This window comes from Arthrobacter sp. LAPM80 (assembly GCF_046736435.1).
Classification (GTDB): Bacteria; Actinomycetota; Actinomycetes; order Actinomycetales; family Micrococcaceae; genus Specibacter.
Map to the genome: position 1 here is coordinate 303,287 of NZ_JBCHVD010000001.1, position 19,612 is coordinate 322,898.

Annotated in this window: 21 protein-coding genes; 17 read left to right on the forward strand and 4 right to left on the reverse strand. The window is 65.5% G+C overall.

Translation table 11 applies throughout. The features are described 5' to 3' along the window. Positions 1-11 precede the first annotated feature (11 nt). Positions 12-1,316: a nicotinate phosphoribosyltransferase gene (locus AAGW05_RS01375; RefSeq protein ID WP_411802847.1), complete on the reverse strand. Its 1,305-nt coding sequence runs from the start codon at positions 1,314-1,316 to the stop codon at positions 12-14. 76 nt (positions 1,317-1,392) lie between these two features. Between AAGW05_RS01375 and clpS the strand changes: the two genes are divergently transcribed. The 7 genes from clpS to rdgB all read left to right on the forward strand — a co-directional run bounded on the left by clpS (position 1,393) and on the right by rdgB (position 6,416). Continuing rightward, positions 1,393-1,698, forward strand: coding sequence for an ATP-dependent Clp protease adapter ClpS (clpS, locus tag AAGW05_RS01380; RefSeq protein ID WP_411802668.1), 306 nt, complete (start codon positions 1,393-1,395; stop codon positions 1,696-1,698). Further along, positions 1,691-2,257, forward strand: a complete 567-nt coding sequence (locus tag AAGW05_RS01385) for a DUF2017 domain-containing protein (RefSeq protein WP_411802669.1) — start codon at positions 1,691-1,693, stop codon at positions 2,255-2,257. Before clpS ends, AAGW05_RS01385 begins: the two co-directional genes overlap by 8 nt. A gap of 62 nt (positions 2,258-2,319) precedes the next feature. After that, positions 2,320-3,360 (forward strand): glutamate racemase, encoded by a 1,041-nt coding sequence (gene murI, locus AAGW05_RS01390; RefSeq protein WP_411802670.1) that lies wholly within the window; start codon positions 2,320-2,322, stop codon positions 3,358-3,360. Beyond that, complete coding sequence (locus AAGW05_RS01395) at positions 3,357-4,154, forward strand: MBL fold metallo-hydrolase (RefSeq protein WP_411802671.1); 798 nt, start codon at positions 3,357-3,359, stop codon at positions 4,152-4,154. Before murI ends, AAGW05_RS01395 begins: the two co-directional genes overlap by 4 nt. A 128-nt stretch (positions 4,155-4,282) precedes the next feature. Beyond that, positions 4,283-4,810, forward strand: coding sequence for a hypothetical protein (locus tag AAGW05_RS01400; protein WP_411802672.1), 528 nt, complete (start codon positions 4,283-4,285; stop codon positions 4,808-4,810). Between the two features lie 245 nt (positions 4,811-5,055). After that, the gene (gene rph, locus AAGW05_RS01405; RefSeq protein ID WP_411802673.1) at positions 5,056-5,796 is read left to right on the forward strand and encodes a ribonuclease PH; all 741 of its coding nucleotides are present in this window, start codon (positions 5,056-5,058) and stop codon (positions 5,794-5,796) included. Beyond that, positions 5,796-6,416: an RdgB/HAM1 family non-canonical purine NTP pyrophosphatase gene (gene rdgB, locus AAGW05_RS01410; RefSeq protein ID WP_411802674.1), complete on the forward strand. Its 621-nt coding sequence runs from the start codon at positions 5,796-5,798 to the stop codon at positions 6,414-6,416. The genes rph and rdgB overlap by 1 nt, the downstream gene beginning before the upstream one ends. Positions 6,417-6,486: 70 nt before the next feature. Here the strand turns inward: rdgB and AAGW05_RS01415 are convergent, their stop codons facing one another. Then, on the reverse strand, positions 6,487-7,185 hold the full coding sequence (locus AAGW05_RS01415) for a VTT domain-containing protein (protein WP_411802675.1): 699 nt from the start codon (positions 7,183-7,185) through the stop codon (positions 6,487-6,489). Between the two features lie 209 nt (positions 7,186-7,394). Here AAGW05_RS01415 and AAGW05_RS01420 point away from each other — a divergent pair, with 209 nt between their 5' ends. From AAGW05_RS01420 to AAGW05_RS01430, 3 genes are all read left to right on the forward strand, one after another. Continuing rightward, a complete protein-coding gene (locus AAGW05_RS01420) occupies positions 7,395-7,688 on the forward strand; it encodes a hypothetical protein (protein WP_411802676.1) in 294 nt (97 codons plus the stop codon). 110 nt (positions 7,689-7,798) lie between these two features. Next, a complete protein-coding gene (locus AAGW05_RS01425; RefSeq protein WP_411802677.1) occupies positions 7,799-8,797 on the forward strand; it encodes an exonuclease domain-containing protein in 999 nt (332 codons plus the stop codon). Positions 8,798-8,939: 142 nt separating this feature from the next. Beyond that, the gene (locus AAGW05_RS01430) at positions 8,940-9,545 is read left to right on the forward strand and encodes a DUF4395 domain-containing protein (RefSeq protein WP_411802678.1); all 606 of its coding nucleotides are present in this window, start codon (positions 8,940-8,942) and stop codon (positions 9,543-9,545) included. Here AAGW05_RS01430 and AAGW05_RS01435 read toward each other — a convergent pair. After that, complete coding sequence (locus AAGW05_RS01435; RefSeq protein WP_411802679.1) at positions 9,529-10,620, reverse strand: ADP-ribosylglycohydrolase family protein; 1,092 nt, start codon at positions 10,618-10,620, stop codon at positions 9,529-9,531. The two genes, AAGW05_RS01430 and AAGW05_RS01435, sit on opposite strands and share 17 nt — an antisense overlap. A gap of 97 nt (positions 10,621-10,717) precedes the next feature. Between AAGW05_RS01435 and AAGW05_RS01440 the strand changes: the two genes are divergently transcribed. From AAGW05_RS01440 to AAGW05_RS01470, 7 genes are all read left to right on the forward strand, one after another. After that, positions 10,718-11,074: a YidH family protein gene (locus AAGW05_RS01440; RefSeq protein ID WP_411802680.1), complete on the forward strand. Its 357-nt coding sequence runs from the start codon at positions 10,718-10,720 to the stop codon at positions 11,072-11,074. A gap of 1 nt (position 11,075) precedes the next feature. After that, the gene (locus tag AAGW05_RS01445) at positions 11,076-11,498 is read left to right on the forward strand and encodes a DUF202 domain-containing protein (RefSeq protein WP_411802681.1); all 423 of its coding nucleotides are present in this window, start codon (positions 11,076-11,078) and stop codon (positions 11,496-11,498) included. Positions 11,499-11,569: 71 nt separating this feature from the next. Then, the gene (locus tag AAGW05_RS01450) at positions 11,570-12,517 is read left to right on the forward strand and encodes an aquaporin (RefSeq protein ID WP_411802682.1); all 948 of its coding nucleotides are present in this window, start codon (positions 11,570-11,572) and stop codon (positions 12,515-12,517) included. Between the two features lie 100 nt (positions 12,518-12,617). Then, entirely contained in the window at positions 12,618-12,980 is a 363-nt protein-coding gene (locus tag AAGW05_RS01455) for an SdpI family protein (protein ID WP_411802683.1), read from the forward strand. An 89-nt stretch (positions 12,981-13,069) separates the two neighbouring features. Next, positions 13,070-14,254 carry an exonuclease SbcCD subunit D gene (locus tag AAGW05_RS01460; protein WP_411802684.1) on the forward strand — a complete coding sequence of 395 codons (1,185 nt, stop codon included), beginning with the start codon at positions 13,070-13,072 and terminating at the stop codon, positions 14,252-14,254. Then, positions 14,251-17,379: an AAA family ATPase gene (locus tag AAGW05_RS01465; protein ID WP_411802685.1), complete on the forward strand. Its 3,129-nt coding sequence runs from the start codon at positions 14,251-14,253 to the stop codon at positions 17,377-17,379. The genes AAGW05_RS01460 and AAGW05_RS01465 overlap by 4 nt, the downstream gene beginning before the upstream one ends. Before the next feature lie 21 nt (positions 17,380-17,400). Then, complete coding sequence (locus AAGW05_RS01470) at positions 17,401-18,756, forward strand: MFS transporter (RefSeq protein WP_411802686.1); 1,356 nt, start codon at positions 17,401-17,403, stop codon at positions 18,754-18,756. Between the two features lie 17 nt (positions 18,757-18,773). Here the strand turns inward: AAGW05_RS01470 and AAGW05_RS01475 are convergent, their stop codons facing one another. Next, positions 18,774-19,601 carry an alpha/beta fold hydrolase gene (locus AAGW05_RS01475; RefSeq protein ID WP_411802687.1) on the reverse strand — a complete coding sequence of 276 codons (828 nt, stop codon included), beginning with the start codon at positions 19,599-19,601 and terminating at the stop codon, positions 18,774-18,776. Positions 19,602-19,612 lie beyond the last annotated feature (11 nt).

The following is a 19,612-nucleotide window of genomic DNA, read 5'->3' on the forward strand; positions in this document are numbered from 1 at the left end:
GATGTTCCTCTTTACTTCGCTGCTGCTGTTGCTTGTACGTATTCGGTGGGGATGACTGGCTCTCCCCGCTGGAGCCGGCGTGCGGTGCCCGGCATCTCGGCCATGGATGCCGTGTGGCGGGCGGTGGCCCGAACCACGCCGGCCGCGCCGGTCCAGCCCGGGACCAGTACGCCGTCGTGCATGAATTCCTGGAGCAGGATCCTGTCATTGGTATCTGCGGCGGGCTGCTGTCCGATTCCCACAACCTCGCTGGTGGCAATGCCTGCATCGTTCAGGCGGCGGGTGGCGAACTTGCGCCCGCCCACGCTGGCTTTGTTCTTCGCTGCCTTCGCCACAGAGACGAACCCGCCGTCGTCGCCCTCACGGGCCACGAGCTTGTAGACCATTGACGCGGTGGGGGCGCCAGATCCTGTCACCAGGGAGGTGCCCACGCCGTAGGAGTCAACGGGGGCCGCGGCCAGTGCCGCGATGGCGAACTCGTCGAGGTCGCTCGTGACCGTGATGCGGGTGTTGGTGTTGCCCAGTGAATCAAGCAGTGCCCGGACATCGCGCGCCTGGGCGAGCAGATCGCCGGAGTCCAGCCTGACACCGCCCAAGGAGGGGCCCGCGATGGCTACGGCCTTGCGGACGGCGGCTTCGACGTCGTACGTGTCAACGAGCAGCGTGGTGCCGGCGCCCAGCGACCCGATTTGGGCACGGAACGCCTCCTCCTCGGAGTCATGGAGCAGGGTGAAGGAGTGTGCTGCGGTGCCCAGCGTCAGGACGCCGTAGCGCAGGCCGGCCTCGAGGTTGGAGGTGCCGTAAAAACCGGCGATCACAGCGGCGCGGGAGGCGGCAACGGCGGATTCCTCGTGCGTGCGACGGGAGCCCATCTCGATGCAGGGGCGGGAGCCGGCGGCCCCGATCATGCGGGACGCGGCGGAGGCAATCGCGGAGTCGTGATTCAGGATCGAGAGCACATACGTTTCCAGTATGCAGGCTTCGGCAAACGTGGATTCGACAGTCAAAATGGGTGAATTCGGGAAGTAAAGTTCGCCCTCTGCATAACCGTAGATGTCGCCCGAGAACTTGAAATCTGACAGCCAGGCCAGGGTTTCGTCGTTGACAACATTGTTGTTCGCCAGGAAATTCAGCTCATCGGTGCCAAAACGGAAACGCTCCAAGCCTTCAAGCAGACGGCCCGTTCCCCCAACAACGCCATAGCGGCGGCCGTCGGGCAGGCGCCGGGCGAAGGCCTCAAACACGCTGCGGCGGTGCGCGGCTCCCGAGTGCAGGGCGGCCTGCAGCATTGTCAGCTCATAGTGGTCCGTGAACAGTGATGTGCGGGGATGGCCCCAGCTTGATGGCGTAGTCACGGAATTCACTTTAGTGGGGCAACACTAGAATGGACACATGAGTGTCAGCACAGCCCCGGAAACAGACCGGGAAGTCTCAACGCGTGATCTCATCTCCCCGGACATCCCCTGGGAATTGATCGTGTGGAATGACCCGGTCAATTTGATGAGCTACGTCAGTTACGTCTTCCAATCCTATTTTGGCTATCCAGAGGCAAAGGCGGCGAAATTGATGTTGGAGGTCCACACGGAGGGCAAGTCCGCCGTGGCCCACGGGGCCAAGGAAAAGATGGAAGCCCACGCGGTGGCCATGCATGGCTTCGGCCTGTGGGCGACAGTCCAGAAGGGCGGCCCTCGTGGCTAAGGCCTTTTCCGCCGGCCGTCGCGGCATCACCGGCTACCTCGAGCCCGCCGAGCGCAACCTCCTACGCAAGCTTTTCGCCGACATCATCACGATGTTGGAGCCCGAAACCCCCGCCCACGAAGACCCGCTGGCGGCCCTGATCGGCCTCGACATGGAAGTGCGCGTGCCCGCCGATCCCGCACTGCTCCGGCTCCTGCCGAACGCCGTGAAGGACGACGACGAGGCCGCCCTTGAGTTCCGACAGCTCACAGAGCGATCGCTGCGGGAAACAAAGATTGGCGCCCTGCGCGCGGCCTCGTTGGGCCTGGACTCCGAGAAGCTGGTGCTTGAGAAGGATGCCGCCAGGCTGTGGGCCATGGCACTGAACGATGTTCGGCTTGTGCTCGCCGAACGCCTCGAAATCCGTGACGAGGAAGACGCCGAGAAGGTGCACGAGGTGCAGGACTGGGGTGACGCGGACGACGTCGAAAGTTACCTTTCTCTCGTTTACAACTTCGTCACGTGGCTCCAGGAGAGCCTTGTCCAGGCCATGTTGGCGGCACTGCAGCGCACAAAATAGGAGTGCTCCGCCCGCAGGAGCATTCCCGCGGGCCTGACAAAGCAACTATTGTTGAAACGAACATGAGCACACATCCAGCAGTCACAGCCGCATCTCCCGCACCACGTTCCGGAACGCACCAAGGACCCGTCGCGGACAGGCCCATCGGGATTTTCGACTCGGGCGTGGGCGGGCTCACGGTGGCACGTGCCGTCATCGACCAGCTGCCCAACGAGTCAATCCTTTATGTCGGCGACACCGCCAAGGGCCCCTATGGCCCGCTGCCCATCGCCGAGGTCCGCGCCAATGCGCTCGGCGTCATGGATGAGCTTGTCGATTCGGGCGTGAAGCTGCTTGTCATCGCGTGCAACTCGGCGTCCGCCGCCGTGCTGCGCGACGCCCGGGAACGGTACACGGCGCGCTACGGAATCCCCGTCATTGAGGTGATCCAGCCAGCCGTGCGGCGCGCAGTGGCCGCCACCCGCACAGGCAACGTCGGCGTGATCGGCACTGTGGCAACCGTGGGATCCCGCGCCTACGAGGACACCTTTGCTGCCGCACCGGACCTGAGCATCACATCGGTTGCCTGCCCCGATTTTGTGCGTTTTGTGGAGTCGGGCATCACAGCCGGCCCGGAGCTGCTCTCCACAGCAGAAAGATATTTGGCGCCACTAAAGCAGGCACAGGTGGACACGCTGGTGCTCGGCTGCACCCATTACCCGTTGCTGACGGGTGTGATCTCCTATGTCATGGGCGATTCGGTGACACTTGTCTCAAGCGCCGAGGAAACGGCCAAGGACGTCTACCGGGCCCTTGTCTCTCATGATCTGGAACGCGTGTCAGGGACGGCGCCCACACACCAGTTCCTCTCAACGGGTGATGCAGGCAGTTTTGGCGTGTTGGCCAGGCGCTTCCTTGGACCGGAGGTGCGCGGTGTGGAGCAAGTCAGCCACGTTTCGGCGCACTATCCCACGGGATCGCTGGCCCTCATTACCGAAGACATGCTCGCCGCAGCACGCGAAAACTCGTCGGGGGCGGCTTCAAGCCGCGTCTCCAATTTTGTTTTAGCCGATTCGGTGGGCAGACTGGCTGTTCCGGGAACAGGTGCGGGGGAGCAAACATGAAATTGACCATTGTTGGATGCAGCGGGTCCTTTCCCGGTCCGGCGTCGCCCGCGTCCTGCTACTTGTTGACGGCGCACGACGGCGTACGGCCCTGGCGGGTGCTGATGGACCTGGGCAGCGGCGCCCTGGGCGCAGCACAAAAGTATATGGACATTGAAGACATTGACGCGATCTTCCTCACCCATCTGCACCCAGACCACTGCATGGACCTGTGCGGCCTGTACGTGGCAGTGCGCTGGAACCCGAACGGCTGGGACCGCGACAGGATCACGGTGTGGGGGCCGGCAGAAACCGCCGACAGGCTTGCCACCGCCTACGGCCTGGACCTTGACCCAGGCATGCGCGAGGAATTCGACTTCCAAAACTGGGCCGCGCTCGAGCCAGTGACAGTGGGCCCGTTCAAGGTGACCCCCTATGCAGTGAACCACCCCGTGGCCGAAGCCTATGCCCTGCGGGTTGAGGTGAGAGAATTCGACGGCACGGGCATGGACCGCACCGTGACATTGACGTATTCAGGGGACACGGACGCCTGCCAGGGCCTGGAGGACGCCGCACGGGATTCGGACTTCTTCCTCTGCGAGGCAGCGTTTGAAGAGGGACGCGACGACGCCATCAAGGACGTCCACCTGACAGGCAAGCGGGCAGGCGAGGCCGCCGCCCGGGCCAACGTGCACAGGCTGCTGCTGACCCACATCCCCGTCTGGACTGACAGTAACAAGGTGGTGGCCGAGGCGCGCGCAGTGTACTCCGGGGATGTGGCGGCGGCCGTGGCGGGCGTCCACTACACCATTTAGCCCGGGTGCCGGGCGGCAGCCCAAAATCGTCCCAAAGGATTATCCTTTTCTCCCGTTGCGGCAGCTAGGCTCGATGGCAGACAGGGACGGCAGACGCCGTCGAACTTCGACGGCAAAGGACACACTCCATGAGCGAGATGCCACGTTACACCCCGGGCCCAGCTGCGTATGAGCCGCCGCAGGTTCCTGTTGCCCCGCCCGTCATGAACACCATTTTCTACCTGCTCCTCGGCGCAGCCTTCTTCGGCATCATCGCAGCCATTTTCGGCGTCATCGATGCCAGCTCGGGCAAGACCCGCGACATGGTGGAACAGCAGCTGGCAAACCAGAAAGTCTCCGGCGTCACCCCTGCCTTGATCGACACGATCATGACGTTTTCTCTCGTTACCGCCATTGGCGTGGCCGTGGTGGCTGTCGGATGTTATGTGGTGCTGGGAATCTTCATCCGCAAGGGCATGGGCTGGGCGCGAACAGTCGGCCTAGTCCTGGCGATTGTGTCCATCAGCAGGCTCTTTGGGATGACAATGCCCGGGGGAATAGCCACCATCGTGCAGGTCCTGCTGGGCATCGCCGCAATTTTCCTGTGCTTCACAGGACCCGCCGGTGCGTTCTTCAAGGCAAGGAAGGACTTCCGCCTGGCCAGCAAGGGGAGGTAGGGGCGGCCCCCGATAGCGCCTACCGGGCTCCCCGACCTCGCTCCGCTCGCCCGTGGCCCCCCGCCCGATAGCGCCTACCGGGCTCCCCGACCTCGCTCCGCTCGCCCGTGGCCCCCCGCCCGATAGCGCCTACCGGGCTCCCCGACCTCGCTCCGCTCGCCCGTGGCCCCCCGCCCGATAGCGCCTACCGGGCTCCCCGACCTCGCTCCGCTCGCCCGTGGCCCCCCGCCCGATAGGCTTAGCCCATGACTACAAGCGAAACACTGCGCGCCGACGGGCGCACCAACGACCAGCTCCGCGACATCACCATCACCCGCGGCTGGTCCAAACAGGCCGAAGGTTCGGCCCTGATCGAGTTCGGCAACACCCGCGTGCTCTGCACCGCCTCCCTAACCCCCGGCGTCCCCCGCTGGCTCAAGGGCGAAGGCACAGGCTGGGTCACGGCCGAATACGCGATGCTGCCCCGCGCCACGAACACCCGCAACTCCCGCGAATCCGTCAAGGGCAAGATCGGCGGCCGCACCCACGAGATCTCCCGTCTCATTGGCCGCTCACTGCGCTCCATCATCGATACCAAGGCCTTAGGCGAGAACACCATCGTCCTGGACTGTGACGTCCTCCAGGCCGACGGCGGCACCCGCACCGCCGCGATCACCGGCGCCTACGTTGCCCTGGCCGACGCCATCGCGTACGCCAAGGAAAACAAGCTGATCGCCAAGAACGCCCAGCCGCTCATCGACACCGTCTCGGCCATCTCCGTTGGGATCATCGACGGCGTCCCCATGCTGGATCTGCCCTACGTGGAAGACGTGCGCGCGGAGACAGACATGAACGTCGTTGTCACCGGATCGGGCAAGTTCGTCGAGGTCCAGGGCACTGCCGAAGGCGCACCGTTCGACCGCGATGAGCTGAACAAGCTCCTGGACCTGGCCCTGATCGGCACCACCGAGCTCGCCCAGATCCAGCGCGAAACCCTCAGCGCGTAATGACCACACCCAAGCTGGTGTTGGCAACCCACAACCAGGGCAAGCTGCGTGAGCTCCGTGAGCTGTTGCGCGGCCAGGTGCCCGGACTGGATGTGGACAACGACGTGGTCGACGCCGCAGCGATCCAGGCGCCGGACGTCGCCGAAACAGGGGTCACCTTCGCGGCCAACGCGCGGCTGAAGGCCCACGCCGTGGCCCGGTTCAGTGGGGTCCTTGCCATTGCTGACGACTCCGGCCTGGCCGTGGACGTGCTCGGGGGAGCGCCGGGCATCTTCTCGGCCCGCTGGGCCGGCAAACATGGCGACGATGCGGCCAACCTCGACCTCCTCCTGGCCCAGCTCTCTGATATTGGCCCGGAGAACCGCGGCGCCCGCTTTGTCTGTGCTGCGGCCCTGGCCAACGCCGACGGATCCCTTGACGTGGTGGAGGAAGGAACCCTTGAGGGGACCCTGCTGGCGGCGCCTCGGGGAGAGGGCGGCTTCGGCTACGACCCCATCCTGGCGCCCATGGGCCTTGAGGTCTCCTGCGCCGAGCTGAGCTCCGCGGAGAAGAACGCCATCAGCCACCGCGGCAACGCCTTCAGGGCACTCCTGCCGCACATTGTGAAGGCCCTCTCTTAATCCGGCCCACAAACAGAAGGCGACCCCCGGCTCTCAAGCCGTGGGTCGCCGTCGTTGGTTAAGGTAAGGGTTAGGACTTCTTGGCCTTGCGGCTGGAAAGGAAAGCCTTGGTGAACTCGACGACGATCGGTACCACCGACGCCAGCACGATCAGGATGAAGATGATGTCAAGGTTCTTTTGCACCCAGGGGAAACGGTCGCCCAAGACGTAACCGAGCAGCGTCACGCCGCCAGCCCACAGCACGGCGCCGATGGCGTTGAAGATCACGAAGTGGCGCATGTTCATGCGTGCAACGCCAACGATGACAGGCACGAAGGTGCGCACGATCGGGACGAATCGGGCCAGGATCAGGGCCTTGCCGCCATGCTTTTCGAAGAAGGCGTGGGCGTGCTCGACGTGGTCCTTCTTGAACAGCTTGGAGTCGGGCTTGTTGAAGATCGCGGGCCCGGCCTTCGCGCCAATCAGGTAGCCGACCTGGTTGCCGACGAACGCACAGACGATCAGCAGGCCCGTCAGGACCCAAATGTTGATGGGCATCTGGCCCGTGCTTACGAGCAGTCCCGCCGTGAACAGCAGGGAGTCCCCGGGGAGGAAGAAGCCGACAAGGAGGCCGGTTTCGGCAAAGATGATGGCGCAGGCAATGACGACGACCCAGAAGCCGATGGCCTGGTTGCCCAGGATCACCTGGGGGTCCAGCCAATCGGGCAGGATGCTTAGAGTTGGGGATGGGCCGTGACCCATGAGTGCGGGCAGGGCGAAATCGCTCAAGGCAGAAAGTATCACCGTCCAAGCGTACGGCACCTCTCTGAAAGAAAGCTCCCGGGAATAGGCATGTTTGTCGCCACCGAAGCCCACGCCGTCCTAGTAGGACGGCGACGGGAGGGTTGTTACTAGTAATTCGTCAGGCCGCTTGCCCTTGACGTGACGGCGCTCGACGTGACGGCGCTCGACGCAACGGCGCCGGCAAGAGAACGTTGATGTCGATCATGACGATGCAGGGCTTTGCCAGCTCGGGAGACGTGGAGATCTCGGGGGAGAACCCCTACAAAAATGAAAGGGAGATTAGCCGGATCAAGAAGCTCTCCCGCGGCCAGCTTTCGGCCGCCGCGCGTCAACTCTTTTACGACCACCTGCTCGACGACGACGCCGAGTACATCCGCGGTTCGGCCATCATTATTGCCGGAAAGGCCGCAACCGTCGAGCCCTTCGCCGCACCATGCTGCACAAGCAGCGCACCAGCAACTGGACGTGCCTGGGTATCCAGTCGCTGACGCGCACCTTCGCCAACCCCGCCTGCCGCCGTCGTATGTCACGTGCCGTGAGGGGGTGGGGACGCTCACCTTCTGCAGCCGGTGCCGGCGCGGAGGGGTAGCCTTGGAACGTGGCTCTGGACTTTACTGCAATCGACTTCGAAACCGCCAACGGATTTAGGGGCTCACCCTGCTCCGTGGGTCTTACAAAGGTCCGTGGCGGGGTGGTCGTCGACGAGGGGTATTGGATCATGCGCCCGCCGGAGGGGCACGATCACTTCGACTCGCGCAACATCACGATCCATGGGATCACCCCCGACGACGTCGCAACCGCCCCGCGCTTCCGCGACGTGTTCCCCGAGGTGCACGCCTTTATCGGCACGGACGCACTTGTTGCGCACAACGCCGCATTTGACGTCGGCGTGATCCGCTCTGCCGCCGAGGTCTCGGGGATGCGCGCCCCGGCGTTCGACTACGCCTGCACCGTGGTGCTCTCGCGCAAGAACTATTCGCTGCCGTCGTACTCGCTGCCGTTTGTGGCCGAGGCTGCTGGCGTGCCGCTGCTCCACCACCACGATGCGACCGAGGACGCCCGCGCCTGTGCCGGGATCATGGTCGACATCGCCGCCAAGCATAACGTCGCCTCGGTGCGCGGCGTGTTTGATTCCATGAAGCTGGCCATGCCGCACGTCGACGCCTACAACCCCGACACCGACGAGATGTCCAAGGCAACGCGCTCGGCCCTTGAAAAGATGGCCGAAATGAAGGCTGGACTTGCCAACGGGACGGCCCCCGGACGCCGTTCCAGCTGGTCGAGCGAGGGCCCCAATCCCGTCCCGAACGCCCATGCAGACATCTCCCACCCCCTGTTCGGGCAGACGATTGTCTTTACCGGCGACCTCGCCCTGGGTCGGCCCGAGGCCAAGAGCCGCGCGGCCGTCCACGGCGCGCAGTGCGCCAGCAGCGTCACCCTGAAAACCACCGTCCTGGTGGTGGGCAGCGGCTTCACGGCCACGGACCTGCGCAGCGGCCGGCTCACGTCCAAGGCCGCGCGTGTGCTTGAACTGCAGCGCCGCGGACAGGGCATCGAGGTGCTCTCCGAGGGCGAATTCATGCAAATGGTCGGCTAGGACCCCGAAACGGACATCCGCTGGTGATATATCGGCAGCGGATGTCCGTTTCGACGTCATGGTGCCGGGAGTCCGGCGCCGATCCCGTCACGGGGCGCAACAAACCTTTCGGAGCGCCAGTGCACGGTCCTACTGTGGGCCTATGACCCAGCGTGCCGGCATCACAGACGCCACCGACCTGATCCGCCTGCCCCTGACCGATGCAGGCCTGACAGGAGCCGCTCCCACCGGCGCAGCCAGGCCCGGGCGGCTGGGTCGCTTCTTCGCGTTCCCCAACCCCGTCAACGACCACGCCGCACGGATCACCGCGGGCATTGTTGTTGTGCTGACACTGGCGGCCCTTGTGGCAACACAGGTCTGGCTCGTCGGCGTCATCGCCGCAGGGTTTGTGCTGCGCCTGGCATTCGGCCCACGGGTCTCCCCGGCCGCCCTGCTATCGGTGAAGGTGCTTGCCCCGCTCATGGGTGAGCCCAAACTTGTCCCCGGCCCGCCGAAGCGCTTCGCCCAAGGGATCGGGGCCGTCCTGTCCACCACGGCCTTCGGGCTGCTGCTGTCCGGCGCCGCGCTGGCCGGCTGGACGCTCATGGTCCTGCTGGTGCTGGCTGCTGCCCTTGAGGCCTTCCTCGGGCTGTGCCTGGGCTGCATCATCTTCGGCTTCCTGGCGCGCCGCGGGCTCATCCCCGCCGGCATCTGCGAGGAATGCGCCAACGTGGGCCTGCGGAAGGGCCAGGCTATTCCCCTGTCGTGAGCCGGATGAACTCGGCGCCCAGGCGGCGGATCAGCTGTGGTGCCTCTGACATTGTCAACCACGACGGCGGCAGTGCGGCCTCGCCGTACAACGCGCCAAGGATGTTCCCGGCAATGGATGCCGTGGAATCGCTGTCGCCGCTGTGGTTGGCGGCAAGCCGGATGGCTTTAAGGAAATGGTCAACAGCGGACACTGCGCCGTTGGTCGTGGCGAGCACGCAGTAAAGCGCGACTGCGAGGGCCTCCTCGGCAACCCAGCCCAGCCCCAGCGCCCCGGTGAGCGCATCGCCGGATAGGGGTTCGCCGTCGTGCGCGGACAGGGTCAGTGCAGACTCAAGGCGGGACATCAGATCGGCATCGGCGCCGGGCTCGGCAGCTGCGCGGTCCCTTGCGGATTCCGCGGCTGCACGCAGCGGCAGGCCGCGGATCGCCAGCCCATGGATGAGCCAGCTGAAGGCCGCAGACGACTGCCTGGCCGAGGGGTGGCCGTGGGTCAGCGAGGCCGCATCCGAGCTGATCTTGTACACGGTTTCGGTGTCGACATTGGGCAGCAGGCCGTAGGGGGCCGACCGCATGACGGTTCCACAACCCTTGGAATCGGGGTTCACGGGACGGAAAACGGTGCCCATCTCGCCCGTGGCCAGGCCCGTGATGCAGGCATTGCCGGGGTGCCGCTGGTGGTGCAGGACGCTCTGGCGGTCGATCCAGCGCGGGGGCTGCTCGGGGGCGTGCTCCGCTGTGGGGATGCCCTGGGTCTTGAGCCAGCGCAGGTAGGCAAGCCACTGGCAGGCGTTGATGTCGGAGCTGATGCCGTCGTTGGCCCATTCCAGCACATCCAGCAGGCCGTCAAGGGTGTACAGCATCATCTGGGTGTCGTCGGAAAAGTGCGGGGTGCGGCCGGCCTGGGACAGATCAACCAGGAGCGACGGGCCGTAGGCGGCTTCGATCGTCACGAGCGAATCAAACTCCACGAGGTATCCGAAGGCGTCGCCCAGTGCGCCGCCCATGAGCGTGCCCTGGACGCGGGTGGCAAAGTCGGCCGGGGGAGTGTTGACGGGCCCTGATGTGTTGGTCATGGATCCAATTTACCGTTTCCTGAGCTGTCCGCGCCGACTTTGCCGTGCCCGGTAGAATCGAAGCTGGACAACCACCCCCACCATGATGAGGAGACCCATGCGCGGACCGGCTTGGCGAGAGACGGGCAAGACCCCCGACTACCGCTTTTCATTGGCCAACGAGCGTACGTTCCTGGCCTGGGTCCGCACCGCCCTGGCTCTGCTCGCCGGCGCCGTCGCCATTGACCAACTGGCCCCTGAGATCGCCCCTCCGGTGGTGCGGATCGTGCTGTGCATGATGCTGGCCCTGATCGGCGGCGTCCTTGCCATCGTCAGCTACAGGCGCTGGGCGCACCAGGAGCAGGCCATGCGCAACGACGAAGAACTGCCGCATTCCTGGCTCATGCTGGGCATGACTGTTGTTGTCTCGCTGGCCGCGCTTGTCTTTGCGGTGCTGATCCTGGTCCGTCCCTGACGTGGGCGAAGGCACCGAGGAGGCCGGCCCCGCTCCTTCGCGGGATCCCGGGTTGCAGCCCGAGCGCACGGCCCTGGCGTGGCGGCGCACCATCATGAGCGCCGTCATCGCCGACATCCTCATCTGGCGCGGCTGGTTCCATGCCCTCGGACGGGCTGGCTCGCAGAGAAACACCGACGGATTGTTCACCGAGGGCCACTCGGCGCACGTCATTGCCCTGGGCGTGTGCGTCATGGTCGCGTCCCTGACAACCGTGGTCCTTGTGGCCTGCGCCATCCTGCGCATCCGAACGCTCCACGCCGGTGTAGGAGTGCTGGGGCACAGCTCCGGCATTGCCCCCGGGGCTCTTATGTTACGCACAGCATCGGCCGCTATAGTGGCTCTGGCCGTGGCCACCATGTGCGCCCTGGCCCTGGGTTTTTAGGTCGGCGGAGCCACGCTGCGCCCCCGGCACCCATGACTTTTTTCGTTTTCCTACCGAAGGATCCACACACCATGACTTCATCCGGAACGGCCACGGCCCCGGTGCAGGCCTATCCGCTCAGCATCCGTGTTGCCATTGAGGGCCTGGGCAGCTTCTTCATCGTGCTGGCGGGACTTGGCACGGCGTTGTTCAGCGCCTCAGGCTCGGGCACCACCGTCGGCTTCGCCTACGGTTTGGCCATGGTTGCCGCCATCATTTCCTTCGGCCACATCACCAACGGCTACTTCAACCCGGCATTCTCCCTCGGCATGGCCGTCGCGGGCCGGTTGAAGTACTCGGCCATGGTGCTGTACATCGTTGCCCAGACTGTCGGCGCCCTCCTGGCCTCGGTTGTGTGGCTGGCCATGATGAAGGTCATGCCTGCAGGTGCCACCCCGGACACCGCAAAGCTCTTCGGCGCCCTCGCCAACGGCTTTGACTCCCATTCACCCTCGCAGGTGCCCATGGTTGGCGTGTTGATCGTTGAAATTGTTCTCGTCGCACTGCTGACGGCGATGATCCTTGGCGTGACCTCGCCCCGGAACAAGACATCCCTTGGCCCCGTTGCCATCGGCCTCGCCTTTGCCGTCGCCGTTGGCATCACCATGCCGCTGAGCAACGGTTCGCTGAACCCGGCCCGCGCCACGTCCATTGTGTTCCTCGCCGAGTCCTGGGCCGCCGGGCAGCTCTGGCTGTTCTGGCTCGCCCCGCTGGTCGGTGCAGCCCTGGCCGCAGCGATCTTCCGCGCGTTCTCACCTTCAGTGCATGCCGATGGTGCCGAGCTGACTCACGACGCCGGTACCCCCGCCCCGGCTCCGGTCGCCGTTGCGTCGTCGGCAACCTTGGCGAAGGACCCCGTGGAAGCGGGCGACGCATCGGATGAGGATGAGGACGATGACGATGATCAGGGCGCAGCACCCGCCAAGCCCGTCGCGGCATCCGATGATGCCAAGTCCTTCTTCGACGGCCCCGGCAAGTAACCTTCGTTCCACCGCCCGGCCCACAGCTGGAGGCCGGCACGCACGGGAAACCGTTGCCTGCCGGCCGCGGGCCGTACGCGTTAACGGGTAGGCTTAACCAATGCTGATCTTCTCCCTCCTGCTTCTGGCCGCCTGCTCCCTGGGGATACCAGCGCTGAACCAGGCATGTGCGAGGGGACGGATCAAGGTCAACCCCCTGGTCGGGATCCGCACGGCCAAGACCATGGCCAGCGCCGATGCCTGGAAGGCGGGGCACGCCGTCACCGTCCAGCCCATGTGGGTCAGCGGCATTGCCGCGGCCGCCATTTCACTGGCCGGGCTGCTCTTCCTTGACGCGCCAGGCACCCAAATGATCATGGTGGTGCTGGCTTGCGCGCTGCTGGTGGTGTCCATCGCCTACGGCACAAGGCTGGCCAACGTCGCCGCCGTCGAATCCCTGACAGTGGAAACACCCCGCCGCTAAGGCACCTGAGTCCCCTGCGGCAACGCGTCGTGCACGGCTGCAACGACATCCGGTCCTTGAATGTCCGTGGCCTCCGCTAGCGTTGAGGCATGAAGTTACTGCACACATCGGATTGGCATTTGGGCAGATCGTTCCACGGAGTCGGCACGCTGGCGGCCCAACGGCGCTTTGCCGACCAGCTTCTTGACACAGTCACCGCCGAAAAGGTCGACGTCGTCCTGGTGGCCGGCGACGTCTACGACCGCGCACTGCCAGGCGTTGACGTCGTCAACCTCTTTGACGACATCCTTGCCAGGCTCAACGAGGCCGGAGTTCAGGTGGTCATCACCAGCGGCAACCACGACTCCGCCACACGGCTTGGCTTTGGCGGGCGCCTGCTTGAACGCGCAGGAGTGCACCTGCGGACACGGCTGGCAGACCTGGCAATCCCCGTCCTGCTGCCACTCAACGGCCCCGCATCCGACAAGGCCGCCGGCGACGGCCCCCTGCTTGCCATCTACGGCATCCCCTTCCTTGAACCACGGCTTGTCGCCGAGGACTTCGGCGTCGAAAACGGCACCCACTTCAGCGTCACCGAGGCTGCCGTGAAACTCATTTCCGCGGACCTGGCCACCCGTGCGCCCGGAACGGCATCGGTTGTGCTGGCCCACACCTTCGCCAGTGGCGGCCTCACCTCCTCAAGTGAACGTGAATTGTCGGTCGGTGGAGTCGGCGCCGTTCCGCTTGACCTGTTTGACCCGTTCACCTACACCGCCCTTGGCCACCTCCACGGGCCGCAGAAGTTGAGCGAAACGGTGCGTTACTCCGGTTCCCCGCTGCATTATTCATTCTCCGAGGCCAGGCACATCAAAGGTGCATGGCTGGTCGAAATCACCGAAGACGGCCTGGTGGGCGTTGAAAAGGTTGACTGGGCACCCGAACGAGCCCTGAGCGTCCTGACGGGGAAACTTGATGACCTGCTGCAGTCCGAACAATGGGCCTTTGCCGAGGACAATTACTGCCAAATCACGCTCACCGACAACGACCGCCCGGCGCTGGCCATGGAACGGCTGCGGACCAGGTTCCCGAACACGCTGGTGCTCATGTTTGAGCCCGAAACCGCGCGTGCGTCCGACAAACAAAGCTACGGTGCGCGCCTGGCCAAGGCCGCCGACGAGCTGGAGCTGTGCTGCGGCTTCCTTGACCATGTGCGTGAACGCGGCGCGAACGACGACGAACAACAGGTTTTGCGCGAGGCCCTGGCCGGCGTGCGGGAACAGGAGGCATCACTGTGAGGATCCACCGGCTGGAAATCCAGGCTTTTGGCCCCTTCGCCGGGCGTGAAATTGTCGACTTTGACACGCTTGGCGCCCAGGGGCTGTTCCTGCTCAATGGATCAACCGGCGCCGGCAAGACCAGCGTCCTTGATGCCATCGCCTACGCACTGTATGGCAGGGTGCCCGGCGCGCGCCAGGGTGCCCAGGCACAATTGCGCAGCCACCACGCAGCCGAGGGTGTGGGCCCCGAGGTGGTGTGTGAGTTCAGCGCAGGCGGAAGGCGCCTGGAGGTGCGGCGCAGCCCGGAGTGGATGCGCCCTGCCAAGCGCGGAGGCGGTCTCACCAAGGAACAGGCAAGCACGCACCTGAAGGAGCGGACCGCCGACGGATGGGAGGTGAAGTCGACACGCAACGATGAGGCCGCAGCCGAGATCCAGGAGCTGCTGGGCATGAACATGGCCCAGTTCACCAAGGTCGTGCTGCTCGCCCAGGGTGATTTCGCCGCCTTCCTCCGGGCGACGGCCGAGGAGCGCCAGAGCCTGCTGCAAAAGCTTTTTGGCACAGATATTTACAAGGACCTCGAGACCCGCCTCGCCGCCGATTCAAAGGTGGCCCAGGCCGCCGTCGCTGCCGGATTGGCCGAGCTGGCCGCCATTGAACAACTGGGCCGCAGCCAGGCTGCGCCCGTTCTTGCCACCCATGCCAAAGTCGTCGCAGACCAGGACGAGGCCGACCAGAACGCAACCGACAAGGGTTCCGGTCCCGACAGCGCAGGGGACACGGAGGGCGGCCAGCCGGACGATCAAGGCCTGCACGGACTTGAGCTTTTCGGGTGGCTCACGAACACCGTTGCCCAGGCCGTGGGGAGTGCCGCGCAGCGGGCCGACGCCTCCCAACTGCATTCCGAGGCTGTGGCGCAGGCGCTTGCCGACGCCGACAAGCGCCGCAGCCGGCACCAGGGGCTTGAATCGGCACTGGCCGAACAGGCCAGGCTTGCCGAACTCGAAGACCAGGCCAGCCAATGGCGCCGAGACCAGAAGCAGCACCACAGTGCACAGGTCATCGCAGCCGTGGTGGCCGCAGCGGAGAAGTCGTCAAAGGCGGCACAGCAGGCGCGTGCCCGGGTCGCGGTGGCCGCGTCGGCCGTCGACGGCAACGAGCTGGCATCCGCCATCCTTGGCAGTGCCGCTGACCAAGCAGGCGAACCCGACCTTGAGCGACTCGGCACCGAGCTAACCACGCGCATCGCGGCAGTCGATGCAGCCCTTCCCGATGAAGCCAGGCACAGCCGCAAGCAAGCGGCACACGCCACCAATGAAGACGAGCTGGCGCAGGCGCTCCTACGGGAGGAAAGTCATGCCGCCTCCCTCTTGGCCGCCACGCTCCGCCTGGCCGAGGTGCAGGCCCGGCAGGATGAACTGCACAGGGCCGGCCTGAATGTGGAACACGCCGCCACCAGCGCAGCACAGGCAGTGCAGCTTGTCACCGCCATCGAGGAGCACCAATCGCAGGCGGCTGCGGTGACGGCACTGTCAAGTGCGGAGAACCAGGCCAGGGTAAGGGCGCTTGAGGCCAAGGAGGGCTGGCTTGACGCGTTCAACACCAGGCTCAGCCAGGCCGCTGGCGAGCTTGCCGCCCACCTGGTCGACGGGGAACCATGCCAGGTGTGCGGCAGCACCGTCCACCCGGAGCCTTCGCCCCTGGCCAGCACCGGGGCCGACCTCGTGAAGGCCGAAAAGGCCGCCAAGAAGGCCTTCGACTCAGCGGAAACCCTGGCCGAAACCGCAAGGACCAAGCTGGCCGAGGCAAGGAACAGTCTCGCAGTCCTGGCCGAACGTGGGGGAGCCGGCGACCTCCAGGCGGCGAGGGACGCCGTCGTGCTTAAGGATTTGGCCCATGGGCAGGCCGCGGCGGCCGTTGCAGAGCTGGCGGCGCTGACAGCCGAGGCGGCGGATCTCCAAGATCGCAAGGCGCTGGCGCAGGCGGGTGTCGTCGAGGCAACGCGCCAGGCTGCTTCAGTGCGCGCAGCCAACACCGCACTCGCGCAGGAAATCACCGAGCTGGGGGAGCACCTCACACGGGCCCGGGACGGCTACGCGTCGTTGGCTGCCCGCCGCACGGCACTCACGCAGGCGCAGGTGCCCGGGGAGGCCCTGCTCCATGCCGTGCGCCAGCGAACGACGGCGGTCGGGGCCGCCGAGGAGGCCGCCACGGCCCTGGTGCAGGCGCTCGCGGACTCCCCGTTTGAGGGCGTGGCCCAGGTGCACGATGCGCTACTGACACCGACGGCTGCCGCTGCCTTGGACAAGGACATCAAGGACCATGCAAGGGCGCTCGCCGTCAACGCCGACAGGCTGGCCGCGCCCGAGGCCGTTGCCGCGCAGGCGGAGGTGGACGCCGGCGTTGGGGTTCCCACTGCAGCGGACCTGACGGTCATGGGGCTTGACGCCAAGGACGCCGCAACCCGGGCCAAGGCGGATGCGCTGGTGCTGGGGCTGGCCAGGTCGGCCGCCGCACAGCTCGCCGAATCCGAAAAAGCTTTCGCAGCACTGGAGGCGGACGTGGGGCCACTGCGTGAGCGGGCCGATTTGCTGGCAGGGCTCGCCGACGCAGTGCGGGGACTGGGCGAGAACAAGTTGAAGATGACGCTGACAAGCTACGTCCTGGCTGCGCGCCTTGAACAAGTTGCCGAGGCGGCGTCGGCGCGCCTTGCCACCATGAGCGACGCGCGGTACACGCTGCGTCACACCGACGCGAAATCCGGGAACCGGAAGTCAGGGCTCGGCCTCGAGGTGGTTGACGGGTGGACGGGCATCAGCCGGGACACGTCAACATTGTCCGGCGGGGAATCGTTCATGGCGTCCCTCTCACTGGCGCTGGGACTCTCTGATGTTGTGCAATATGAATCAGGCGGCCTCGACATTGAGACGCTCTTTGTCGACGAAGGGTTTGGCAGCCTCGATGAGGAATCACTGGAGCAGGTCATGGACGCCCTTGAAGGATTGCGTGACGGCGGACGGATGATCGGGCTAGTCAGCCACGTGGCCGAAATGAAGCAGCGCATCCCCCTGCACCTGCACGTGCACAAGGGTCGCCACGGCTCAACGCTGGAGCTGACGATGGCGGGGGCGCAGACACCGTAGGCGGTTAGACTTGATGGGTCCGTGCCCAGGAAACTCCCTGTCCGGGCCCACATACGAAAGAAGCTGAGCGCCACGCCGTCCCTGGAAGCACCTGTGTCCACCCCTGCCGTCAAGGGCGGCCGCTATTCCGTGCTGCCCAGGCTGGCAGGGAAGGGCTACATCCCCCTGGGCGTGTTTGCCCGGGTGCCCCTGGCCATGCTCACCATTGGTGTGCTGACCCTCGTCACCCAGGTCAGCAACTCCTATGCGATTGGCGGATTTGCCGCGGGCTGCATCGGCATCGGCGCGGCCATCGGGGCGCCCGTCACGGGGTACCTGGCCGACAGGCTGGGCCAAAAGCCCGTGCTGCTGGTGGCTGCAGTGGTGAACGCGATCCTGGTCTCGTCGGTCGTTTTCCTCGCCTACTCCCTGCTGCCCGACAGTGGTGCAAAGGCCACGGACGGGGCAACCCTTGTGGTGTTTGCCGCGGCACTGCTCGCGGGAGCCACATCACCGCAGGTGGGGCCGTTGTCGCGCGTGCGGTGGATGGCGCTGAGCAAGAAGCTGCCGGCGCGGGAGCAGGCGCCCGCCGTCGACACTGCCCTGTCCCTTGAGGGCACTGCCGATGAAGTGACCTTCGTGCTGGGGCCGGCACTCGTGGGACTGCTTGCCTCACTCGTGGCCCCCTGGCTGCCGCTGGTGCTGGCAGCCGCCATGACGCTTGTGCTCGTCACGCTGTTTGCGCTGCATCCTACGGAACAGGCTGTCAGCGCCCGCCCTGCGGCCAGCAGCACCGTGGGCAATGCCGGCTATGTGACCAGCAGGAAGCCCAACTGGTTCCTTGTGGCCGTCCCAGTTGCCGCCATGCTGTGCATGGGCGCCTTCTTCGGTTCCTCACAAACTGCGCTGACGGCCTTTACGGGTGTCCACGGTTCGGTGGACCAGGCGGGCCTTATGTACGCCATCATGGGTGCGAGTTCGGCGGTGACGGCACTGTCGGTTGCCTATTGGTCCGTGAAGTTCAGCCATGTGTGGCGCTGGGTGCTCACCTCCGGCTTCATGGCTGCAGGGACCGTCGTCTTCCTAGCGCCCACGTCACTGGGACAGATGGTGTGGGTGTTGCTGCTGGTGGGGCTGCCCGTTGGACCGGCCATGGTGACAATCTTCAGTGTCGGCAGCGTCGTTGCCCCGCCGCAGTGGATGGGCACTGTCATGACGGCCCTTGCCAGCGGCATTGTGGCAGGCACGGCGCTGGGTTCCTCGGTGGCAGGATCACTGGCGCAGGGCGTCGGCTACCAAGCAGCCTTCGTTGTGCCGATCGTGGCAGCCTCGGCGCTGTTCCTGCTGGGTGTTCTTGCCGCGGTGGTCCTGCGGCGCCAGCTTTCAACGGGACGCTAGCGGCCAGCCGGCCTCGATCAGGCCAGGAAACTGATTGCGGCTTCCTTGAATTCACGTGACGTCACAGTGTTGTTGTGCGTGCGTCCCGCAATGACAAGCTGCTGCGCATCCGGGCTAAGCTCCGCAAGCCGCGACATGCTGCGGGCCCGCTCATCCAATTCCCCCGCCACGAGCAGGATCGGCATACGCGGCACCGCATCGGATGGTTCGAAGGGCTCCAACTTCACGGCCTGGATCAGCGACAGCAGCGCAAAGATGTCATTGGAGGGAACTGTCTGTGCCATGTTCAGCAGCCAGGCGGTCGACTCGTCGTCTATGGGCGTGCCGTCGTTGAGGAAGTTCTGTGCTGCAGCGAGGTCGAAGTCGGCCAGCGGGTCCAGCGGGTTGGGTCCGCCCAGCACCATCCTGCGCACCAGTTCAGGCTGGGTCGCGCCAAATTCCCACGCCAGCCGCGAGCCGAGCGAGTAGCCAATCAGGTCCACACCGCTGGCAGGATCCCCACCGGCGAGCGGACGGACGCCCTCATCCACAATGATCTGCAGCAGGTCGGCGCGGATCTTGCCCGGGGTGTAGGAGTCGAGGTCGTAAGGGGCGGTGCTGTGGCCGTGACCGGGCAGGTCCACGCTGATGACCCTGCGCCCGGCATTGTTCAGGGCCTTCACCCAGCCGGTTTTGACCCAGTTCAGCTCGATGGAGGAGGCAAACCCATGGATCAGGCAGACAGGGGGCAGGGCGGCGGGGGAGCCGGCCTCAAAGACCTCAGCATTCAGCCCAGGTGGGGTGCCTTCAACGTCGTGCAGGACCGGTTCGGCTTTCGCTGCCGTGTGCTTGCCGGGGGGAGTCATGGCCCAACCTT